Source organism: Streptomyces sp. HSG2 (assembly GCF_016598575.1).
In the GTDB taxonomy this organism is placed as follows: Bacteria; Actinomycetota; Actinomycetes; order Streptomycetales; family Streptomycetaceae; genus Streptomyces.
In genome coordinates this window covers 4,613,530-4,629,454 of sequence record NZ_CP066801.1, presented here as the reverse complement: position 1 = coordinate 4,629,454, position 15,925 = coordinate 4,613,530, and the positions used below count along the sequence as shown (strand labels likewise).

14 protein-coding genes and 1 pseudogene are annotated in these 15,925 nt (G+C 71.0%); 2 read left to right on the top strand and 13 right to left on the bottom strand.

The window, feature by feature from the left end; all coding sequences use genetic code 11:
- Position 1: 1 nt before the first annotated feature.
- Positions 2 to 712: an MBL fold metallo-hydrolase gene (locus JEK78_RS20145; protein WP_200261574.1), complete on the bottom strand. Its 711-nt coding sequence runs from the start codon at positions 710 to 712 to the stop codon at positions 2 to 4.
- A gap of 170 nt (positions 713 to 882) precedes the next feature.
- Between JEK78_RS20145 and JEK78_RS20140 the strand changes: the two genes are divergently transcribed.
- Together JEK78_RS20140 and JEK78_RS20135 are read left to right on the top strand one after the other, a co-directional pair.
- A complete protein-coding gene (locus JEK78_RS20140) occupies positions 883 to 1,701 on the top strand; it encodes a peptidylprolyl isomerase (RefSeq protein WP_200261573.1) in 819 nt (272 codons plus the stop codon).
- A 133-nt stretch (positions 1,702 to 1,834) separates the two neighbouring features.
- Positions 1,835 to 3,064 carry a DUF349 domain-containing protein gene (locus tag JEK78_RS20135; protein ID WP_200261572.1) on the top strand — a complete coding sequence of 410 codons (1,230 nt, stop codon included), beginning with the start codon at positions 1,835 to 1,837 and terminating at the stop codon, positions 3,062 to 3,064.
- Positions 3,065 to 3,220: 156 nt separating this feature from the next.
- On the opposite strand, the gene JEK78_RS20130 is transcribed toward JEK78_RS20135, so the two are convergent.
- From JEK78_RS20130 to JEK78_RS20075, 12 genes and pseudogenes are all read right to left on the bottom strand, one after another.
- A complete protein-coding gene (locus tag JEK78_RS20130; protein WP_200261571.1) occupies positions 3,221 to 5,758 on the bottom strand; it encodes a bifunctional (p)ppGpp synthetase/guanosine-3',5'-bis(diphosphate) 3'-pyrophosphohydrolase in 2,538 nt (845 codons plus the stop codon).
- Between the two features lie 180 nt (positions 5,759 to 5,938).
- Positions 5,939 to 6,463 carry an adenine phosphoribosyltransferase gene (locus JEK78_RS20125; protein WP_200264274.1) on the bottom strand — a complete coding sequence of 175 codons (525 nt, stop codon included), beginning with the start codon at positions 6,461 to 6,463 and terminating at the stop codon, positions 5,939 to 5,941.
- A gap of 140 nt (positions 6,464 to 6,603) precedes the next feature.
- Positions 6,604 to 7,590: pseudogene (gene secF, locus JEK78_RS20120) on the bottom strand (protein translocase subunit SecF); the annotation flags it as partial.
- 2 nt (positions 7,591 to 7,592) lie between these two features.
- A complete protein-coding gene (secD, locus tag JEK78_RS20115; protein WP_200261570.1) occupies positions 7,593 to 9,395 on the bottom strand; it encodes a protein translocase subunit SecD in 1,803 nt (600 codons plus the stop codon).
- Between the two features lie 132 nt (positions 9,396 to 9,527).
- Positions 9,528 to 10,004, bottom strand: a complete 477-nt coding sequence (gene yajC, locus JEK78_RS20110; protein WP_200261569.1) for a preprotein translocase subunit YajC — start codon at positions 10,002 to 10,004, stop codon at positions 9,528 to 9,530.
- A 177-nt stretch (positions 10,005 to 10,181) separates the two neighbouring features.
- The gene (gene ruvB, locus JEK78_RS20105) at positions 10,182 to 11,255 is read right to left on the bottom strand and encodes a Holliday junction branch migration DNA helicase RuvB (protein ID WP_200261568.1); all 1,074 of its coding nucleotides are present in this window, start codon (positions 11,253 to 11,255) and stop codon (positions 10,182 to 10,184) included.
- 94 nt (positions 11,256 to 11,349) lie between these two features.
- A complete protein-coding gene (gene ruvA / locus JEK78_RS20100; protein WP_200261567.1) occupies positions 11,350 to 11,967 on the bottom strand; it encodes a Holliday junction branch migration protein RuvA in 618 nt (205 codons plus the stop codon).
- On the bottom strand, positions 11,964 to 12,494 hold the full coding sequence (gene ruvC, locus JEK78_RS20095) for a crossover junction endodeoxyribonuclease RuvC (protein ID WP_200261566.1): 531 nt from the start codon (positions 12,492 to 12,494) through the stop codon (positions 11,964 to 11,966). The genes ruvA and ruvC overlap by 4 nt, the downstream gene beginning before the upstream one ends.
- 210 nt (positions 12,495 to 12,704) lie before the next feature.
- Complete coding sequence (locus JEK78_RS20090) at positions 12,705 to 13,457, bottom strand: YebC/PmpR family DNA-binding transcriptional regulator (RefSeq protein ID WP_200261565.1); 753 nt, start codon at positions 13,455 to 13,457, stop codon at positions 12,705 to 12,707.
- 47 nt (positions 13,458 to 13,504) lie between these two features.
- Positions 13,505 to 14,116, bottom strand: coding sequence for a pyridoxal 5'-phosphate synthase glutaminase subunit PdxT (gene pdxT, locus JEK78_RS20085; protein ID WP_200261564.1), 612 nt, complete (start codon positions 14,114 to 14,116; stop codon positions 13,505 to 13,507).
- Between the two features lie 7 nt (positions 14,117 to 14,123).
- Entirely contained in the window at positions 14,124 to 15,035 is a 912-nt protein-coding gene (pdxS, locus tag JEK78_RS20080; RefSeq protein ID WP_200261563.1) for a pyridoxal 5'-phosphate synthase lyase subunit PdxS, read from the bottom strand.
- Between the two features lie 216 nt (positions 15,036 to 15,251).
- On the bottom strand, positions 15,252 to 15,809 hold the full coding sequence (locus JEK78_RS20075) for a hypothetical protein (RefSeq protein ID WP_200261562.1): 558 nt from the start codon (positions 15,807 to 15,809) through the stop codon (positions 15,252 to 15,254).
- Positions 15,810 to 15,925 lie beyond the last annotated feature (116 nt).

Below are 15,925 nucleotides of genomic sequence, written 5' to 3'. Positions count from 1 at the left end.
GTCACATTCCTCGTCGGGGGAGATCGACACGCTGTTCCCGGCCCTCGGCCACCTGCCGAAGGTAGGGGTTGCCGGCGCGCTCTCGGCCGATGGTCGTTTGGGGGCCGTGCCCGGCCAGCACCACGGTGGAGTCCTGGAGCGGCAGGCACACCCTGGCCAGCGACGCGAGCAACTCGGCCGGGTCGCCCCCGGGCAGGTCGGTACGCCCGACCGAACCGGCGAACAGGAGGTCACCCGAGAACAGCACCGGCGGCACGTCCGCCGCCTCGGGCAGGGCGAAGGTCACCGACCCCTTCGTGTGGCCGGGCGCGTGCGCGACCGTCAGCTCCAGACCGGCCAGCGACAGCCGCGCGCCGTCGGTCATCTCCCGCACGTCGTCCGGCTCGCCCACGGCCAGCTCTCCCATCAGGGGCATGCCGATGGAGCGGCCGAGGGCCTTCTCGGGATCGCTCATCATGTACCGGTCGGCGGGATGGATCCACGCGGGGACGCCGTGCGCGCCGCAGACCGGCACGACGGAAGCGACGTGGTCGATATGGCCGTGCGTCAGGACGACGGCGACCGGCTTGAGGCGATGCTCGGCGATCGCCGCCTCGACTCCGGGGGCGGCCTGATGGCCAGGGTCGATGATCACGCACTCCTCACCGGCGGCCGGGGCGACGAGGTAGCAGTTCGTCCCCCAGGCTCCGGCGGGGAACCCGGCAATGAGCACGATCGTCCTTCGTTCGTGGTGGTTCGGGTGGGCTCGCGGTGGTGGCGCGCGCAGGTCAGAGCCTACCGGCGGTGCCGATTCCTCAGCCAACCCATATACGGTACGGGGCTACGAAGACGGATCGCACCGACGCAACCAGTCGCCCGAAGACGCATGAGGAGAAGAACCCGGTGGTCAGCCAGGAGCAGCGGCGGCGTCAGCTCGCCCGGGAGAAGTTCTTGCGCCAGCAGCAGCGGCGCACCGCCGCACGCCGGAGGACCCGCGTGCGCAACGCCGTGGTCGCCTCGGTGCTCGGTGTGGTCGTGATCGGCAGCGTGGCGTTGTACGTGACCAAGCCCTTCGAGGACGGCGGGAAGGACGACGCGAGCAAGGACGTCGCGGCGAGCGCCACCCCGTCCGAGAAGGCCCCCGACCCCTGCGACAAGCCCGCGGCGGGTGAGCCCGCGACGGAGACGTGGGACGAGGAACCGGCGATGACCATCGACGAGTCCGCGAAGTACACGATGGAGTTGGCCACCACCTGCGGAACCGTGGACGTCGCGCTCAAGGCGTCGGCGGCCCCGCACACCGTGAACTCCTTCGCCTTCCTCGCGGACGAGGGCTACTTCGACCACACGCCGTGTCACCGGCTGACGACCAACGGCATCTACGTCCTGCAGTGCGGCGACCCGACCGGGCAGGGCAACGGCGGGCCCGGCTACACGATCCCGGACGAGAACCTGGAGGACGCCGACCTGAAGGGGGACGTCTACCCGGCGGGCACGGTAGCGATGGCCAACACCGGTCAGCCCGACTCCGGCGGCAGCCAGTTCTTCCTGGTGTACGAGGACAGTCCGCTCCCGCCCAGCTACACGCCGTTCGGGACGGTCTCGGACGCCGGCATGAAGGTGCTGAAGAAGATCGCCGACGCCGGCGAGACCACCGGAGTCGGTGACGGCGCCCCCAACGCGACCGTGGTCATCGACAAGGCGACCGTCACCGAATCCTGATGTCCGTCGCGTGATTTCGGTCGCGCGGGAAGCGGACACGCCGCCCGCCGGTCGCCTATGTTGGCGGAGACGAAACTGTGGACGATGCCCGGGGGTGCGCAGGCCTCCGCGGGCATCATGTGGAGGAGGCGCTGTGAGCAGCGACCCGTGGGGCCGCGTCGACGAGACGGGGACCGTGTACGTGCGTACGGCCGAGGGCGAGCAGGTCGTCGGTTCCTGGCAGGCCGGCTCCCCCGAGGAGGCGCTGGCCTACTTCGAGCGCAAGTACGAGGGCCTGGTGGTCGAGATCGGCCTCCTCGAAAAGCGGGTGGGGACCACCGACCTCTCGGCGAAGGACGCCCAGGCCGCGATCGACCATCTGCGCGAGCAGGTGGACGCGCATCACGCGGTGGGCGACCTGGACGCGCTGCGAGCCCGGCTGGACAAGCTGGTCGCGCTGGTGCGGGAGCGCCGCGAGGAACGCAGGGCACAGCGGGCCAAGCAGTCCGACGAGGCCCGCCGAGCCAAGGAGGAGCTGGTCGCCGAAGCCGAGGAACTGGCCCGATCCGACCAGTGGCGCGTGGCGGGCGAGCGGCTCCGCGCCCTGGTGGACTCCTGGAAGGCGTTGCCGAGGCTGGACCGCAAGTCGGACGACGAGCTCTGGCATCGCTTCTCGCATGCGCGTTCGGCGTTCTCCAAGCGGCGCAAGCAGCACTTCGCGCAGTTGGACGCTCAGCGCGAGGAGGCCCGACGGACCAAGGAACGGCTGGTCGGCGAGGCCGAGGCGCTGTCGGGCTCGACGGACTGGGGTGCGACGGCCGCCCGTTACCGGGATCTGATGACCGAGTGGAAGGCCGCGGGCCGCGCTCAGCGCGAGCACGAGGACGATCTGTGGAACCGTTTCCGCGGCGCCCAGGACGTCTTCTTCGGCGCCCGCAGCGCTGTCTTCGCCGAGCGGGACGCCGAGCAGGCCGAGAACCTCAAGCTCAAGGAGGAACTGGTGGGGGAGGCCGAGAAGCTGCTTCCGGTCTCCGACCTGCGGTCGGCCCGAGCCGGGCTCCGGTCGATCAATCAGCGGTGGGAGGCGATCGGTCACGTGCCGAGGGACGCCCGGGCGAAGATCGAGGGTCGGCTGCACGCGGTCGAACGGGCCGTCCAAGAGGCCGAAGAGGTGGAGTGGCGCCGCACCAACCCCGAGGCGCGCGCCCGCGCCGAGGGGCTGACCGGCCAGCTCCAGGCCGCCGTGGACGCCCTGGAAGGCCGACTGGCGCAGGCTCGTGCCCAGGGCAACACGGCTCGGGCGGAGAAGCTGGAGCGCGAGCTGGAGGGTCGGCGAGCGCTGCTGGACCAGGCGCTCAAGGGGCTGCGGGAGTTCGGCGGCTAGATCGGACTCGCCGGCGGCGACCGGACACGCGAGAAGGGCCCGGCGGCGACGTCGGGCCCTTCGCCTGGGCGGCTACGCCCACCCGCGCGCGTCGCCCCACGACCTTCGACCCCTCGGCGCGTGGGGCCGGGACGAGTTCGGCGGCTCCGGCCGCCGCTAGGACGGTCGGCGCGCCGAGGTGACGCGGTAGACGTCGTACACGCCCTCCACCCCGCGGACGGCCTTCAGGACGTGGCCGAGGTGTTTGGGGTCGCCCATCTCGAAGGTGAATCGGGAGACGGCGACCCGGTCGCGTGAGGTCTGCACGGCCGCCGACAGGATGTTGACGTGCTGGTCGGACAGGACGCGGGTGACGTCCGACAGGAGCCGGGAGCGGTCCAGCGCCTCGACCTGGATCGCGACGAGGAAGACCGAGGACTGAGTGGGCGCCCACTCGACGTCCAGGATGCGCTCGGGCTCGCGGGACAGCGAGTCCACGTTCACACAGTCGCTGCGATGCACCGAGACTCCGTTGCCTCGGGTGACGAAGCCGATGACGGGGTCGCCCGGGACGGGGGTGCAGCAGCGGGCGAGCTTCACCCACACGTCGTCGACGCCCTTGACGACGACGCCAGGGTCGTTGGCGCCGCGCCGCTTGCGGCCGCGGCCGCGGGCGGGCGGAACGGCCTCGTCGATGTCCTCGGTCGCGGCCTCCTCGCCTCCGAGGCCCTGGACGAGCTTCTGCACGATGTTCTGCGCGGAGACGTGCCCCTCGCCGATCGCCGCGTACAGCGCGGAGATGTCGGAGTAGCGCATCTCGTGGGCCAGGGTGACCAGCGAGTCGCCGGTGAGGATCCGCTGGATCGGCAGGTTCTGCTTGCGCATCGCGCGGACAATGGCGTCCTTGCCCTGTTCGATCGCCTCGTCGCGACGTTCCTTGGAGAACCAGGAACGGATCTTGTTGCGCGCGCGGGGTGACTTGACGAATCCGAGCCAGTCCCGCGAGGGGCCCGCTCCGGCTGCCTTGGAGGTGAAGACCTCGACCAGGTCGCCGTTGTCCAGGGTGGACTCCAGCGGAACCAGACGACCGTTGACCCGGGCTCCTATGGTGCGGTGGCCGACCTCCGTGTGGACGGCGTAGGCGAAGTCCACCGGGGTCGCACCGGCAGGCAACGCTATGACGTCGCCCTTTGGCGTGAAGACGAAGACCTCGTTCCGCGACAGGTCGAAGCGCAGCGACTCCAGGAACTCGCCGGGGTCCTCGGTCTCCTTCTGCCAGTCCAGCAGCTGTCGGAGCCACGCCATGTCGTTGACGGCGTCCTTGTCCTTCCCGGCGCCCCGAGGGACGTCGGTACGGACCTTGGAGGCCCCGGCGACGGCCTCCTGCTTGTACTTCCAGTGCGCCGCGATGCCGTACTCGGCGCGTCGGTGCATGTCGAAGGTGCGGATCTGCAGTTCGACCGGCTTCCCGCTGGGACCGATGACCGTGGTGTGCAGGGACTGGTACATGTTGAACTTGGGCATCGCGATGTAGTCCTTGAACCGGCCCGGCACCGGGTTCCACCGCGCGTGCACCGTGCCGAGCGCCGCGTAGCAGTCCCGGACGGTGTCCACCAGGACCCGGATGCCCACCAGGTCGTAGATCTCCGCGAAGTCGCGACCCCTGACGATCATCTTCTGGTAGACGCTGTAGTAGTGCTTGGGGCGGCCGGTGACGGTCGCCTTGATCCGGGCCGCGCGCAGATCCTGCTGCACCTCGTCGGTGACGACGGCCAGGTACTCGTCCCGCTTCGGGGCGCGCTCCGCGACCAGGCGGACGATCTCGTCGTACATCTTGGGGTAGAGGATCGCGAAGGCGAGGTCCTCCAGCTCCCACTTGATGGTGTTCATACCCAGGCGATGGGCGAGCGGCGCGTAGATCTCCAGGGTCTCCCGCGCCTTCTTCTCCTGCTTCTCCCGCTTGAGGTAGCGCATGGTGCGCATGTTGTGCAGTCGGTCCGCGAGCTTGATGACCAGGACTCGGGGGTCCTTGGCCATGGCGACCACCATCTTGCGCACGGTCTCCGCCTGCGCGGCCTCGCCGAACTTGACCTTGTCCAGCTTGGTGACGCCGTCGACCAGGAGGGCGACGACGTCTCCGAAGTCGCGACGGAGGTCTTCCAGGCCGTACTCGGTGTCCTCGACGGTGTCGTGCAGCAGCCCCGCCATGAGGGTGGCCGGATCCATGCCCAACTCGGCGAGGATCGTGGTCACGGCGAGCGGGTGGGTGATGTACGGATCGCCGCTCTTGCGCTTCTGGCCCCGGTGCCAGCGCTCCGCGACCTGGTAGGCCTTCTCGATCTGGCGCAGCGTGGCGGTCTCGATCTTGGGGTCGTTGCCGCGGACTATCCGGAGCAGTGGCTCCAGCACCGGGTTGTAGGGGTTGGCGCGCTGGACGCCGAGTCGCGCGAGACGGGCACGCACCCGGTTGGAGGAGCCCGAGCGGGGCGCCTGGCCGACCGGCGCCCTGACCGCGGGGGGGTTCTGCGGGCGCTCCGGGGGCGCGGGCTTGGGCCGCGACTGGTCGGCGGGCTTGCCGACGGGTGCGGGCCGGCCCCGGTCGACCGGTGCGCGGGCGTCGTTCTTGGCGTGGGTCACCGCGGGCGCGGGCTTCGCCGCGGCGGCCGAGGCCGACTCGGGCTTCGCTGCGGTCAGTGGGTGGGCCTCGTCTGGCAAGAGGACTCCTCGTGCGCGATCCGGGCGCCCCGGTCAGGCTCCGGAGGTCCCATGGTAGCGATCCCGCGGTCCGGATTCGCCGGCGGACGGCCGGGGCGACGGTCACCGGCGGAAACGCGTGGGGCGGGCGCCGGGATTCCTCTCCGGACCCGCCCCGTCGACACCGGGTGCCCTGGCGGGCTAGGGAAGGGTCAGGACCGCCTCCAGCGGAGCGCCGCCGAGGATCGGCGCGAGACGGGCGCGCCCCCCGAGGAAGCCCAGCTCCATCAGCACCGACAGGCCCGCGACCCGGGCCCCGGCCCGGTGGACGAGCCGGACCGACGCCTCGGCCGTCCCGCCGGTGGCAAGGACGTCGTCCACCACCAGGACGCGGTCGTCCGGGGTCAGGTCCTCGGCGTGCACCTCGATCTCGGCCGAACCGTACTCCAGGTCGTAGACCTGGCCCAACGTGGCTCCGGGTAGCTTGCCCGCCTTGCGCATCGGGACGAAACCCAGTCCGGCGCGGACGGCGACCGGGGCCCCGAGGATGAAGCCCCGTGCCTCCAGTCCCACGATCTTGGTGGCACCCGTCCGGTCCGCCGTCCTCGCCAGCGCGTCGGTGAGGGCGGCGAAGGCGGCGGGGTCGGCGAGGAGCGGGGTGATGTCCTTGAACATCACCCCGGGCTCGGGATGGTCGGCGATGTCACGGATGCGGGACTGGAGCATCTCGCGCAGGTCGGCGGCGATCACCGTGTGTCCTCCGCGGCACCGTCAGCGGTCCGCGCGGCCGACGCCGGGGAGACGGCCGCCGCGGCGGCCGTCTCCGCCGTGCGACCGCTCGCTTCCTCCGCGTACGGGGGGTCCTCGGCGTCTCCTCGGGCGGCGGCCTGGGCTCGCTTGGCCAGCACCCGCCTCCTGAGGGCCTTCATCTCCGGCTCACGCTCCTTGAGGTCCGCCACCAGCGGGGTGGCGATGAAGATCGAGGAGTACGCGCCGGCGGCGAGGCCGACGAAGAGCGACAGGGAGATGTCGTTCAGCATGCCGGCGCCCAGCACGCCCCCGCCGATGAAGAGCAGGCCCGCCACCGGCAACAGGGCGACCACCGTCGTGTTGACGGAACGGACCAGCGTGCTGTTGATGGACCGGTTCGCGATCTCGCCGTAGGTCCAGCGGCTCTGCTTGGTGATGCCCCGGGTCTGCTCCTTGAGGCTGTCGAAGACGACGACCGTGTCGTAGAGCGAGTACCCGAGGATGGTGAGCAAGCCGATCACGGTGCCGGGCGTCACCTCGAAGCCGACGAGCGCGTAGACCCCGACGGTGATCGTGATGTCGTGGATGAGGGCGATGAAGGCGGCCACCGCCATGCGCCACTCGAAGGCGATGGCGAGATAGATCACCACCAGGACGAGGAAGATCCCGAGACCCTGCCATGCCTTGTTGGCGATCTGATCCCCCCAACTGGGACCGACCAGCTCGGCGTTGATGCTCTCCGCGTCGACGCCGAGGTCCTCGGCGAGCGACTCCTTGATCCGGTCCGACTGCTGGGTGCCGGTGCCCGCGACCTGGATGCGCAGACTGCCGTCACCGAGTTGCTGGACGATCGCGTCGTGTCCGGACGCCTCCTCGGCGTACTCCTCGGCCTGCGAGACCGAGGCGGCGACGTTCTTCGGGGTCGTGAAGACCGCCCCGCCCTCGAACTCGATGCCCATGTGCAGGCCGCGCACCGCGAGGCCGACGATCGCCGTGATGGTGATCAGGATGGAGATTCCGTACCAGAGCTTGCGGTTCTTGACGAAGTCGTAGCCGATCTCGCCGTGGTGGAGTCGGGCGCCGATGGTGCCGAGCTTCGACATTCTCATGCCTCCTTGGTCTCGACGGGGCCGGCGGCCGGGCGGGCGGGGCGACGGGTGCGTCGCAGCGGCGGCTTGGCGCCCAGGCTCTTCGGGTCGAGTCCGGACCACTTGTGACCGCTCGCGAAGAACTTGCGGCGGGCCATCAGGGTCAGCAGCGGCTTGGTGAAGAGGAAGACGACGACGACGTCGAGCAGGGTGGTGAGCCCCAGAGTGAAGGCGAAGCCCTGGACCTTGCCGACCGTGACGACGAACAGCACCGCGGCGGCGAGGAACGAGACGAAGTCGGAGACCAGGATCGTGCGCCGGGCGCGGGGCCACGCCCGCTCGACGGCCGGGCGCAGTGAGCGCCCTTCGCGGATCTCGTCCCGGACACGTTCGAAGTACACGATGAACGAGTCCGCCGTGATGCCGATGGCCACGATGGCACCGCACACGGCCGGAAGGTTGAGCGCGAAGCCGATGCCGGGACCGAGCAACGACATGATCGTGTAGGTGAGCGCGGCCGACACCAGCAACGACAGGATCGCGATGAACGACAGGCCTCGGTAGTAGACCAGCAGGTAGAGCACGACCAGGGCGAGGCCGATGGCGCCGGCGATCAATCCGGCCCTGAGCTGGTCGCCGCCGAGGGCGGGCGTGACCGTGGTCACGCTGTCCTCCTGGAAGCTCAGCGGCAACGCGCCGTAGGAGAGCATGTTGGCCAGGCTCTGGGCCTCTTCCTGGGTGAAGCTGCCGGAGATTTCGGCCTTGCCACCGGTCAGCGCCTGGCTGACGTACGGGCTGGAGACGACCTCGTTGTCGAGGACGATGGCGAACTGGTCCTGGGGGGACTGGTTCTGGGCCAGCTTGCCCGTGATGCTCGCGAACTTGTCGGATCCCTTGTCCGTGAAGTCCATCGTCACGGTCCAGCCGGCGGCCGTCTGGGTGTTGAGCACGGCCTGGGCCTCGTCGACGTCGGTGCCGTCGACCTCGGCCGGGCCGAGCAGGTACTTCTGCCACTGGCCAGGCGAGGTCTCGCCGCAGGCCACCGTTGACTCCTCGGGCTTGACGCCGGTTCCCGCCTCGGCGCGCGCGGCGTCGTCGGTGCAGTCGAGCCGGGCGTACGCCTCCTGGAGCGCGGCGTCGTCGTCGCTCGTGGCGTCGCCGGTGTCGGCCGTGGGCGAGGCCTCGGCGGCGGGCGTGGCGTCGGTCGAGGCCGAAGGGCTGGGGTCGGCCTCCAGCGCACCCGTCACCGCCCGCCCCTGGGTGGTCGCGCTCGCCGTCGGCTCGGCCGAGGCGGACGGATCCACCGCCTCCTGCTGGTCCGCCGCGCCCGAGGCGTCCCCGCTCGGCTCGGCGGTGGCGTCCCCGCCCGCGCTCTCGGAAGGTGCCGGGGAGGCGTCGTCCGCCGCCGGCCCCGAGTACTCGGTGGCGAGCACCGGTCGGAAGTAGAGCTTGGCCGTGGTGCCGACCTGCTCGCGGGCCTCTTGCGAGTTCGTCCCCTTCGGGACGTTGACGATGATGTTCCGATCGCCCTGGCTCTGGACCTCGGCCTCCTGCACGCCGAGACCGTTGACGCGGCGCTCCATGATCTGGACGGCGGTGGCCATGTTGGTGGGATTGATCGCGGATTCCTCGCCGGGGTCGGAGACCGCGCGGAGCGTGATGCTGGTGCCTCCGGCGAGGTCGATACCGAGACGCGGAGTGGTCTGCCCGGAGGCGAACATGCCCCCGGTGAGCGCCACGAGGGCGATCAGAATCAGGACCAGCGCGCGCCACGGCTTGCTCTGGGCGCTCGGCTTCCGGCCCTTCTTGGGTGCTGCCACCTTCTCGTACTCCCTCTCGGGCCACCTCGCGCCGGTTCGACGGAGGTACGGCCATGACATGGTGTCGGGCTTCCGCGACGGCCGCGTGTGGCCGTGGTCACACGGCCCCGGCCCGCGCGCCCGGAGCCGCGGCTACTTGGCCTCGGCCTCGCCGTCGCGCTGCTTCGACCCCTCGTCGGCGGCGGCACGGGCCGGTTCGGCGTCGGTGGCCTTCTTGACGAGGTCGACGGCCTCGGGGTCCGGGGAGTCGGTCTTGGCGAGATCGACTTCGGTGAGGGAGGAGGCGTCGTCGGGGACGACCTCCGCGTCGACCTTCGCGTCGTGTTCGACACCGTGGACGATGCTGTTGTACTCCTCGTCGGGGAGCACGGCGGCGATCGCGTTCTTGGCGAAGAGGAGTTCGACGCCCGGCCCGGCGTCCAGCAGGACCGTGTCCTCGCCGACCTCCTTGACCGTGGCGTACATGCCCCCGATGGTGCGGACGCCGGAACCCGGCTGCATCTGGTTCCGCATTTCGACGGCCTGCTGCTGCTTCTTCTTCGCCGACCGCGTCATCAGGACCATGGCCCCGATGAGCACGATGAACGGGAGGAGGGTCACGATACTCACGGGCGGGTACTTCCTTCACACGACCGCGGTGGTGAGCGGCCTGATGGTCGGGGGGGACGTCGTACGCCGTAGGAAGGGCGACGTCGGCGGAGTCTAGGCGAGTCCGCACGCAGGAACAACGCCCAGCATGGCACCTGGGTTCCTGCTCCGGCCGACACGTCGACCGTGGCGGCGCCATCACCCCTCGAACAGATCTCCTTGACCGTCGGGCGCGCCGGCGGGGGCGGGAGGGGTCAGACCCAGGTGGGCCCAGGCAGCGGGGGTGCCGACCCGCCCACGTGGGGTACGCGCCAGCATCCCCTCCCGCACCAGGAAGGGCTCGGCCACCTCCTCGACGGTCTCGCGTTCCTCGCCGACGGCGACCGCCAGGGTGGACAGGCCGACGGGGCCCCCGCCGAAGAGCTTCAGCAGCGCCTCCAGGACGGCCCGGTCCAGCCGGTCCAGCCCGCGGGCGTCCACCTCGTACACCGCCAGCGCCGCCGCCGCGATCTCCCGGGTGATCACTCCGTCGGCCTTCACCTGCGCGTAGTCGCGAACGCGCCGGAGCAGCCGGTTGGCGATGCGGGGGGTGCCTCGGGAGCGCGCGGCCACCTCGGCGGCCCCCGCCGGGTCGATCTCGACGTCGAGGAGTGCGGCCGAGCGGTGGACGACACGCTCCAGTTCGGCCGGTTCGTAGAACTCCATGTGTCCGGTGAAGCCGAACCGGTCGCGCAGCGGAGGCGGCAGGAGGCCGGCCCGGGTGGTGGCGCCGACCAGGGTGAAGGGGGGGAGTTCCAGCGGGATGGCGGTGGCTCCCGGCCCCTTGCCCACGATGACGTCGACCCGGAAGTCCTCCATCGCCATGTAGAGCATCTCCTCGGCGGGCCGCGACATGCGGTGGATCTCGTCGAGGAAGAGGACCTCACCCTCCTGGAGGGAGGAGAGGATCGCCGCGAGGTCGCCCGCGTGCTGGATGGCCGGCCCGGAGGTGATCCGGATGGGGGCGCCCATCTCGGCCGCGATGATCATGGACAGGGTGGTCTTGCCGAGACCGGGCGCCCCGGAGAGCAGCACGTGGTCGGCGGTGGCGCCGCGTGCCCGAGCGGCGCGCAACACCAGGTCGAGTTGTTCGCGGACCTTCCGTTGTCCGATGAACTCGCCCAGGTCCTTCGGGCGCAGCGCGGCCTCGACGGCCTGGTCCTCGTGGTCGGCGGAGGCACCGACGAGCCGCTCGCCGGGGACGTCCGTGTCGGTGGTGTCGTCGCGTGTCATGTCGTGGTGCCTCGGTTCCGGAATGCGGGCTGCTGGTCTCGGCGTGCGCGGGGGGCGCCCGGGCACCGGCTTCGTCGCGCGGGGCCGAAGCCCGCTAGCGGGCGCGGTTCAGCGTCTGCAGGGCCGCCTTGAGCAGCGGACCCACCTGAGGGGTGCCATCGGACTCCGCTCTCGGCGCCACCGCCTCCACGGCCTCGTCGGCCTCACGGGCGGCGTACCCCAGGCCGACGAGCGCCGTGTGCAACTGGTCACGCCAGCCGGTGTCGGCCCGGGCAGAGGCCGGGCGGAGTGTGGAGGAGGGCGGGGAGAGGGGCTCGCCGAGCCGGTCGCGCAGCTCCAGAAGGAGTTTCTGCGCCCCCTTCTTACCGATGCCGGGCACGGCGGTGAGGGCCTTCTCGTCGGCGGTGGCGACGGCTCTGCGCAGGTCGTCGGGGCTGTGCACGGCGAGCATGGCCTGGGCGAGGCGGGGGCCGACCCCGCTGGCGGTCTGCAGCAGCTCGAACACCTGACGCGCGTCGTCGTCGGCGAACCCGTAGAGGGTGAGCGAGTCCTCGCGCACGACGAGGGAGGTGGCCAGGCGCGCGGGGCCGCCGACCCGGAGACCGGCCAGCGTGTCCGGGGCGCACTGGACCGCCACTCCGACACCGCCCACCTCCACCACGGCGGAGCCGGGGGCGAGGGCGGCGACCGTGCCGCTGACGGATGCGATCATGCGGTGAGGCCTTTCGACGAGAGGCGGGCGGCTGCCTGCCGCAGTCGGTTCTGGGCGGGAGCCCGCCAGATGTGGCAGATGGCGAGGGCTAGGGCGTCGGCGGCGTCGGCCGGTCTCGGAGGGCCGGTGAGCCGCAACAGGCGGGTGACCATGGCGCCGACCTGTGCCTTGTCGGCCCGGCCGCTGCCGGTGACCGCGGCCTTGACCTCACTGGGGGTGTGCAGGGTGACGGGAAGGCCGCGCCGGGTGGCGCAGAGCACGGCGACGGCCGCCGCCTGGGCGGTGCCCATCACCGTGCGGACGTTGTGCTGGCTGAAGACCCGCTCCACGGCGACGCACTCCGGGCGGTGCTCGTCGAGCCACCGCTCCACGCCGTCCTCGACGGCCAGGAGACGCGCCCCCAGGTCCGCGTCGGCGGGGGTGCGGACCACGCCGACGCCCAGCATCGCGAGGGGGCGGCCGGCGACGCCCTCCACGACACCGACTCCGCAACGGGTCAGCCCCGGGTCCACACCCAGCACACGCACGACCGACCACTCCCCTCTCGACGGCCGGGCCGCCGCTCCCTCGGACCCGACCGCCCGGTCCACGCGGCCGGGCCCGGAGCCGTGTTCGCCAACACCGAACACACGACGACGATCTTCGACCTGGAACAGGCTATCGGGCCGCGCCGACAACGGCGGCGGGCCGGTGGATTCGTGTCCCACCGGCCCGCCGCCCGAGCGGATCGCCTCACCTCACGCGTCGATCCGCTCCATGACGTCGTCGGAGACGTCGAAGTTGGCGAAGACGTTCTGCACGTCGTCGCTGTCCTCCAAGGCGTCGATCAGCTTGAAGATCTTCCTCGCGCCCTCCTCGTCGAGCTCGACCTGCATGGTCGGCACGAAGTTGGCGTCCGCCGACTCGTAGTCGACACCGGCGTCCTGAAGGGCGGTGCGTACGGCTACCAGGTCGGTGGCCTCGCTGAGCACCTCGAAGGACTCGCCCAGGTCGTTCACCTCCTCGGCACCGGCGTCGAGGACGGCGGCCAGCACGTCGTCCTCGGTCAGCTCGCCCTTCGGGACGATCACCACGCCCTTGCGGTGGAAGAGGTAGGAGACCGATCCGGGGTCGGCCATGGACCCGCCGTTGCGGGTCATGGCGACCCGGACGTCCGAGGCGGCGCGGTTGCGGTTGTCGGTGAGGCACTCGATCAGCACCGCCACGCCGTTCGGGCCGTATCCCTCGTACATGATGGTCTCGTAATCGGCCCCGCCGGCCTCCAGGCCGGCCCCCCGCTTCACCGCGGAGTCGATGTTCTTGTTGGGGACCGACTGCTTCTTGGCCTTCTGGATGGCGTCGTACAGCGTCGGGTTGCCGTCCGGGTCGGCGCCGCCCATACGCGCCGCGACCTCGATGTTCTTGATCAGTTTCGCGAAGAGCTTGCCGCGTTTGGCGTCGATCACGGCCTTCTTGTGCTTCGTCGTGGCCCATTTGGAGTGGCCGGACATCTGCGTGTCTCCTTCGCGTTACCCATCTCCGTACGAACTCCAGAATCCTACAAGGATCGCGGGGCCCGGCCGGCGCGCACCATGTCCACGAAAAGGCGGTGGACGCGGTGGTCCCCGGTCAACTCGGGGTGGAACGAGGTGGCCAGGGCGCCGCCCTGCCGTACCGCGACGACGTGGCCGTCGTGCTCCGCGAGCACCTCCACCTCCGCCCCGACCGACTCGACCCAGGGAGCGCGGATGAACACGCCGTCCACGGGTTCCCCGGCGATCTCCCGGACGTCCACCGCCGCCTCGAAGGACTCGTTCTGACGCCCGAAGGCGTTACGGCGCACGATCATGTCGATGCCGCCGAACGTCTCCTGACCCGAGCGCGGATCGAGGATCTTGTCGGCCAACATGATCATGCCCGCGCAGGTGCCGTACACGGGCATCCCCTCGCGGATCCGCCGCCGGAGGGGGTCCATCAGCCCGAAGAGGTCGGCCAGTTTCGAGATGGTGGTGGACTCGCCGCCCGGGACGACCAGGGCGTCCACCTCGGACAGCTCGGCGGGGCGCCGCACCGCCCCGGCCGCGGCGCCGGCCGCGGTCAGGGCGGCGACGTGCTCGCGCACGTCGCCCTGGAGAGCCAGGACGCCGATCAGCGGGCTTTCCTTCACCATCGGCCGACTACCAACCGCGCTGGGCGTAGCGCTCGGTTTCCGGCAGCGTGTCGCAGTTGATGCCGACCATCGCCTCGCCGAGGTCGCGGGACGCGTCCGCGACGACGCTCGGGTCGTCGAAGAAGGTGGTGGCCTTCACGATGGCCGCCGCCCGCTTGGCCGGGTCACCGGACTTGAAGATGCCGGAGCCGACGAACACGCCCTCGGCGCCAAGCTGTCGCATGAGGGCCGCGTCGGCCGGGGTGGCCACGCCCCCGGCGGAGAACAGCACGACGGGCAGCTTGCCCAGCTCCGCGACCTCCTTGACCAGCTCGTAGGGGGCGCGCAGTTCCTTGGCCGCGGCGTACAGCTCGTGGTTGTCGAAGCCGCGCAGTCGGGCGATCTCGTTCTTGATCTGCCGCATGTGGCGTACGGCCTCGACGACGTTGCCGGTGCCCGCCTCGCCCTTGGAACGGATCATGGCCGCTCCCTCGGCGATCCGCCGAAGAGCCTCGCCCAGGTTGGTCGCGCCGCAGACGAAGGGCGTGGTGAAGGCCCACTTGTCGGAGTGGTTGACCTCGTCGGCCGGGGTGAGCACCTCGGACTCGTCGATGTAGTCGACGCCGAGCGCCTGCAGCACCTGGGCCTCGACGAAGTGTCCGATGCGCGACTTGGCCATCACCGGGATCGACACGGCGCCGATGATCCCCTCGATCATGTCCGGATCGGACATCCGGGCGACCCCGCCGTCCTTGCGGATGTCGGCGGGCACGCGCTCCAGGGCCATCACGGCCACGGCGCCCGCGTCCTCGGCTATCTTCGCCTGCTCGGGTGTGACGACGTCCATGATCACGCCACCCTTGAGCTGCTCGGCCATACCGCGCTTGACTCGCGCGGTGCCGGTCTCGGGGGCCTGGTTCTCGGAGAGCGTGCTGGACACGGATGACCTCACTGGGGGGAAGACGGACTCCTGCAGCACCGAGACAACGCCAGGGACGCGGGCCACCGCAAGAGCCAATGCGCGACCGGTGGACCGTTTTCCCGGGTCCTGCGGCCAGAGTGGAGCCGGAGGCCCGCCCCGGTCGCGTCGGACGGCGTGGGCATGGCAGGCGACGGCGCGGAGGCGGCCGGTGAGGTGCCCCGGTCCTCCACCGGTCTATCGCGGCGCGGTGCGGTCCGCGAGCCCCGCCGGCGGCTCGTCGTCCATCTCGAAGGCGAGAGGCGTGGGCGCGTGTCCGGCCAGCCGGAACCAACGCACCTTGCGGTGCGCCCGCAACCGCCGGGCGGCTCCCACCGCGTCGTTGTGGAACCGCCGGGCCATCGGCACCCGCCGGACGGCCTGGGCCAGTTCGCCGGCCGCCTCGTCCCCTCCCGGTTCCGCCCTGACCGCCTCCAGTTGGCGCGGGTCAGCGAAGACCGCCCTCAGCGCCTGGCTCAGCTCGCTCTCGGCGACCTCGCGCCCCTCCTCCTCGGCCTGCCGCGCGGCGTGCGCCGCCCCGTACAACACGATCGAGGCGGCCGGATCGAGCACACCCGCCGTCGCCAGTTCCTGCGCGACGGAGGCGCGCCGCAGCAGTTGGGCGTCCAGGGCCGCCCGGGCTGCGTCGATCCGGGCGTGCAGCCGGTCCAACCGGCCGGCCGTCCAACTCAGATAGAGCGCGACGGCGACGAGGGCGACGAGGGCGACGAGGATCCATACCAGAGTGGCACTCACTCACGGCAATCTACCGGGGCGTCTCGGCCGGCCCCGCCCCTCCCCGGCCTGTCCGGTTCAGTCGTCCTTCCGATCGGGCTCGTCCTCGGCGACGGAGGGTGCCGCGCGGACCGTCT